The 5,258-nt window shown below is 72.4% G+C and carries 5 protein-coding genes; 2 read left to right on the top strand and 3 right to left on the bottom strand.

The window, feature by feature from the left end; translation table 11 throughout:
- A partial coding sequence (locus tag BN12_RS23265) for an FtsK/SpoIIIE domain-containing protein (RefSeq protein ID WP_048555821.1) occupies positions 1-1,419 on the top strand: 1,419 nt, incomplete at its 5' end.
- Between the two features lie 32 nt (positions 1,420-1,451).
- Here BN12_RS23265 and BN12_RS23260 read toward each other — a convergent pair.
- On the bottom strand, positions 1,452-1,910 hold the full coding sequence (locus tag BN12_RS23260) for a hypothetical protein (protein ID WP_235432372.1): 459 nt from the start codon (positions 1,908-1,910) through the stop codon (positions 1,452-1,454).
- A gap of 265 nt (positions 1,911-2,175) precedes the next feature.
- On the opposite strand from BN12_RS23260, the gene BN12_RS23255 reads away from it, so the two are divergent.
- Positions 2,176-2,424 carry a WhiB family transcriptional regulator gene (locus BN12_RS23255; protein ID WP_048552335.1) on the top strand — a complete coding sequence of 83 codons (249 nt, stop codon included), beginning with the start codon at positions 2,176-2,178 and terminating at the stop codon, positions 2,422-2,424.
- Between the two features lie 924 nt (positions 2,425-3,348).
- Here BN12_RS23255 and BN12_RS23250 read toward each other — a convergent pair.
- Both BN12_RS23250 and BN12_RS23245 read right to left on the bottom strand, forming a co-directional pair.
- Positions 3,349-4,827 carry a sensor histidine kinase gene (locus BN12_RS23250; protein ID WP_048552337.1) on the bottom strand — a complete coding sequence of 493 codons (1,479 nt, stop codon included), beginning with the start codon at positions 4,825-4,827 and terminating at the stop codon, positions 3,349-3,351.
- 166 nt (positions 4,828-4,993) lie between these two features.
- The coding region (locus BN12_RS23245) for an NAD-glutamate dehydrogenase domain-containing protein (protein ID WP_048555820.1) at positions 4,994-5,258 on the bottom strand (265 nt) is incomplete at its 5' end.

Genomic DNA, 5,258 nt, shown 5'->3' with positions numbered 1-5,258 from the left:
TCCGTCTGGTCGTGGTCACCCGCCGAGTGCGCCGTCCTCGGAGTCACCGGCCCACCGGGGTCCGGCCGGTCGACGCTCGTCCGGACGCTCGTGGCCGGGGCCATCGCGCTCGGCCCACCCGTGCCCGTCCAGGTGTATGCCGTCGACGCCGGCCGCTCCCTCACCGCCCTCGAGTCCCTTCCGCAGGTCGGAGCGGTCGTCGATGCCGAGGACCTCTCCCGGTTGCGGAGCCTCCTCACGGGCCTCACCGAGGAGGTGTCCCGCCGGCGACGGCTCCTGACCGCTCGCGGCCTGACCCGCCTCGAGGAATGGCATACGTCCGCGCCCGAGGAGGCGCCGGCCTGGCTGCTTCTCGTCGTCGACGGGTGGGACGCCCTCGCCGACACCGCAGCCGCCGACCACGAGGTGCTCGTCCTCACCGAGCGGCTCCGCGGCCTCCTCGAGGACGGCCGCGCCGTGGGTCTCGGCGCGGTCGTGACGGGTGGCCGTGGCCTGCTCGTCGGCGCGGCCGCCCGGATGTGCACAACGCGAGTCGCCCTGGGTCGGCTCGATCCCGGGGAGGCGAGCCTCGCCGGCCTGCCACGCCGGGACGGCACCGAGCGCCCACCCGGACGCGGGCAGCGCCTGGAGGACGGCCTCGAGGTCCAGGTGGCACACCTGGGCGCCGACCCCTCGGGCGGCGCCCAGACGCAGGCCATCCACGGGCTCGCCGCCGACCTGCCGTCCAGCGACGCCTGTCGCCCGTTCACCGTCGGGCGGCTGCCCGATGTCGTCGCCCTGTCCGAGCTCCCGGCGACGCAGGAGCTCCTCGTCGGCCGCGACGAGAACGGCCTCGCCGTCGGGTTCCGGCCCACGGACGACGGGCGTCGGCTCCTCGTCGCCGGACCGCGCGGGAGCGGGCGCACCACGGCCCTGGCCACCATCGCCGCACGGTGCGCCGCCACCGGCCTGACGACGGTCCTCGTCTCGGCGCGACCCGGGGCGTCTGCCCCCGAGCCGCCCCTCACCAGGCTGGGACCCGACGACGTCGAGCGGCTCGTGTCCACCCACCGTGCCGACCCGCGCCTCGCCGTTCTCGTCGACGACGCCGAGCAGCTCCTCGGCACGACGATGGATGTCGCGCTCACCGAGCTGGCCGCCCGCGTGGAGCGCGACGGCGGACTGCTCGTGTGTGCCGCCGACTCCGCGGTCATCGGGACCCTCTTCCGCGGTGTCGTGGCCGAGGTGGCCAGACCCCGCACCGGCCTGCTCCTCGCCCCGACCGGACCCCTCGACGGTGACGTGTTCGGGCTGCGGCTGCCCCGGGCCCGGGAGCCACACGCCGGGCGCGGACACCTCGTCCTCCGGGGTGCGTCCACGGCTCTCCAGGTGGCCTGCCCCGATCCTCTTCTCACCGGAGTCTCGGCGTCGCGACCGTGAGGGCCACCATCGGGCCGCCGCCCACGAGGTACTCAGGCGCGCGGGCCTCCGTCACCGTGGACTCCGCCGTCGCCGACACCGTCAGGGCCGCCGTCTGCGTCTCCGGCGAGGATGGCGGCCCCGAGTCCGACGATCGCGACCCCTCCCACCGCCAGGGCGACCGGCACGCGCCCCGACTGGACGAGGCCCCAGGTGACGGGAAGCAGGAGGAGGTTCCACACGATGGTCGGAGTCCGGACCCAGGGCGATGATCTCACCCATTGGATGGCGAGGAACCCGAGGGCGACCGCGAAGAGCGCGATGAGCACGGCGCTCATCAGCGCTCGCGTCGTGTCGTCCTGCTCCCCGCGGGCGATCTCCAGGAGATAGAAGCCGCAGAACCCGAGCAGGGCGACCGCCTCCACACCACACACGAGGGCGGCGATCGCCCGGATTCGGCGGGTTCCGCGCGTGATCTGCGACACATCGTCGGGACGTGGGCTCGGGCTCACGTCCGGCAGCCTAGGTGATGGAACAAACCCCGTGCGCGGCCCGTTGACCCCTTGGGTGCGAACCCGGCCGTGGCCGGTCGACGATGACCGGGCGTCTCGTATCCGCCCGTGGGCACTGTGCACCGCGGGGCACCATCTACTAGCATGACCCGCCGGATTGCTGCGCAGGCCTCCGCCCGCCCGCAACGACGCCCCAGACCGACCCCCCGGTCACCGGGCACCACCAGAGCGGGTCTCACGACCCTGCGACAAGGAGCCGATCTTCATGGACTGGCGCGACCGCGCTGCCTGCCTCGACGAGGACCCCGAGCTGTTCTTCCCGATCGGGAACACCGGCCCGGCGATCCTGCAGATCGAGGAGGCCAAGGCCGTGTGCCGCCGGTGCGAGGTCATCGACCAATGCCTCAAGTGGGCATTGGAGACCGGTCAGGACTCCGGGGTCTGGGGTGGGATGTCCGAGGACGAGCGCCGGGCCCTCAAGCGGCGGAACGCCCGCGCCCGGCGAGCCGGCTGAGTCCAGGACGTACCGCTCGCCCCTTCCCGAACCGCCGACGCACAGACCCCCCACCCGACCAAGCGGCCACGGCCACGGCCACGAAAGCGCCTCCGTGCGCCCGTCGAGTTGCCCGCTCGTGCCGAGAAGATGTCGCCCCCAACCATTCCGGGCAGCAACAACTCGGCACGTGCGAGGTTGTCGTGGTCACCAGCCGGTTCCGACCACGACAAGCCCACACCCGCCCCGTCGAGTTGTCGGCACGTGCCGAGAAGATGTCGCCCCTCAGCATCTTGAGCTACCACAACTCGGCACGTGCGAGGTTGTCGTGGTCGCCAGCCGCGCACGGGCACGGCTGAGATCCTTCTGGGGAAGCTGACCAGAGTCCTGGCTCATATCAGCTTCCCCACAAGGGCTTCGACCCCTTAGGTGCTCGGCACCCGCCAGCCCCGATTGCCGCGACCGACGACCAGATGGCCGACACCGTATGCGCGCGGGGTTGTCATGGTCGCCAAGCGAGTTCCGACCACGACAAGCCCACACCCGCCCCCGTCAGGCTTGCCGCACGTGCCGAGAAGATGTCACCCTCGCGCATCCTGAGCAGCAACAACTCGGCACGTGCGAGGTTGTCGTGGTCGCCAAGCGAGGTCCGACCACGACAAGCCCACACCTGCCCCCGTCGACATCCGCACGTGCCGAGAAGATGTCGCCCTTGCGCATCCTGAGCAGCAACAACTCGGCACGTGCGAGGTTGACGTGGGCCTGGCGGGGAGCCGGTAAGCCCGGCGGGAAGGGGNGGGCGCGGCGGGAGGGGTGGGCGCGCCCGGGAGCGGGTGAGCCCAGCAGGTTCGGGTGGGTCGGGCTGGAACGGCTGGACGGTCGGGTCTTGCGGGAGAGAGCGGGCGCTGGACGGTCGGGTCTTCCGGGAGAGCGGGCGCTGGACGGTCAGGTCTTCCGGGAGAGCGGGCGCAGCCTCGCCATGAAGTGGACGGTCGCGCCGTGGGGAGCCGCGTTCGCCCAGGTGATCGTCCCTCGCAGGTCCGCGATGAGCGACTGAACGATCTGGCTCCCCAGCCCCGACCCCGGGCGGAAGCCTTCCGGAAGACCGCGACCGGTGTCGGTGATCCGAACCTCGAGGACGTCCTCCGCGGCAACGGTGTACCGGTCGGCGTGGATGGTGATCCACCCCTCCCGATCGCCGAGACCGTGCTCGGCGGCGTTCTGGACGAGCTCGGAGATGACCATGGCGAGCGTCGTCGCGTCCTCGGCGCGCATGAGACCGAAGGACCCCGAGACGGCGCTGTCGATCCGGTGCTCCCCCGTCGCGACCTCGACGACGGCGCGCAGACCCTTGACGGCGATGTCGTCGAAGTTCACGTCGTCGGCGATGGCCTCGCTGAGGGTCTCGTGGACGAGGGCGATCGTCCCGACCCGCCGGACGGCCTCATCGAGGGCGGCACGTCCCTCCGGCTCCCGGAGGCGGCGGGCCTGGAGCCGGAGGACGGCGGCGACGGTCTGCAGGTTGTTCTTGACCCGGTGGTGGATCTCGCGGATCGTCGCGTCCTTGGTCAGCAGCTCCTGCTCCCGCCGACGGAGCTCGGACACGTCCCGCAGCAGCAGGAGCGCGCCGAAGCGCTGCCGCGACCGGATGAGCGGGATGGCGCGCATGGTGACTGTCGCCCCCCGGGACGTGACCTCCGAGCGCCACGGAGCCCGGCCGGTCACGACGAGTGCGAGGGTCTCGTCGACGGGTGACTCGCTGTGCTGGACGAGGTCGGTGACGATCCGCGCGAGGTTGCGGTCGAGGACCGCCTCGTGATGCCCGAGGCGGTGGAGCGCGCTGATGGCGTTGGGACTGGCATACCGGACCAACCCACCCTCGTCGAGGCGCACGACGCCGTCCCCGACCCGCGGCGCGCCGCGGCGCAGACCCGTCGGTGCCGATGCGCTCGGGAAGTCCCCGGCGGCGATCATCGTGACGAGGTCGTCGGCGAGCGAGCGGTAGGTGTCCTCCATTCGGCTCGGGTCGCGGCGGATCGTCACCGGCGTGTGCCGGGTCATGACCGCGATCGGTATGCCGTCCCGCACGACGGGGATCGCCTCCTCGACGACGTCGATGCCTCCGCGCACGATCGGCCCGCCCATGCCGATGATCCGTCCGGTGCGGTATGCCTCCCCCACCTTCGGGTTCCGCTCCGACTGGAGCACGGTCGTCACGATGTCGTCGTAGAAGACCATCTGGCCCGTGTTCGGCCGGACATGCGCGACGACGAGCCAGTCCTCCTCATGAGGGACGAGGAGGACGAGGTCGGCGAAGGACAGGTCGGACACGAGCTGCCAGTCGCCGATGAGGAGGTGGAGCCAGTCCGTCTGCGCGCTGCTGAGCGACGAGACGCCCCGCAGATGCGTGTTGAGCGGGCTCACGCGGTGCAGCCTAGCCCGCCCGACCGGAGAGCCGGGGCCGGACTCCCGGCCCCGGATCACGCCGGCGACCGGGCCGCAGAACCCGGGACGTCCCGCCCAGGCGGTCGGGACCGGGTCGCCGAGCCAGCGCCAGGACTCCCGCCCGCATCGCGGCCGCGGAGCGGGCTCAGGCGGAGGCCGCCCCCGATCCCGAACCGGACCGGACGACGCCCCGCAGGGTGCGCAGCGCGACGGACAGGGCGGCGAGGTTCGGCGACTCCAGGCGGGTGATGCCGGCGAGGGAGCGCCTCGCGCGGTCGAGGGACTCCGAGTTGGCCTTGGCCCAGACCTCGAAGCGGGCCTCGGGCCCGGCTTCGCGCTGCGCGGTGGAGACGTCGATGACCGACCTCGTCAACGCCTCGAGGACGGCGTAGAGGTCGTCGCGCGCCGCC

Origin of the sequence: Nostocoides japonicum T1-X7, assembly GCF_001046855.1 — a bacterium.
Taxonomy (GTDB): Bacteria; Actinomycetota; Actinomycetes; order Actinomycetales; family Dermatophilaceae; genus Nostocoides; species Nostocoides japonicum.
The sequence above is the reverse complement of the archived record's forward strand: the minus strand, read 5'-3'. Positions and strand labels throughout refer to the sequence as shown.

What these genes read in the sequence shown, in the direction of transcription:
- BN12_RS23255 (WP_048552335.1), top strand. Translation starts at nt 2,176, where the DNA reads ATGGACTGGCGCGACCGCGCTGCCTGCCTCGACGAGGACCCCGAGCTG.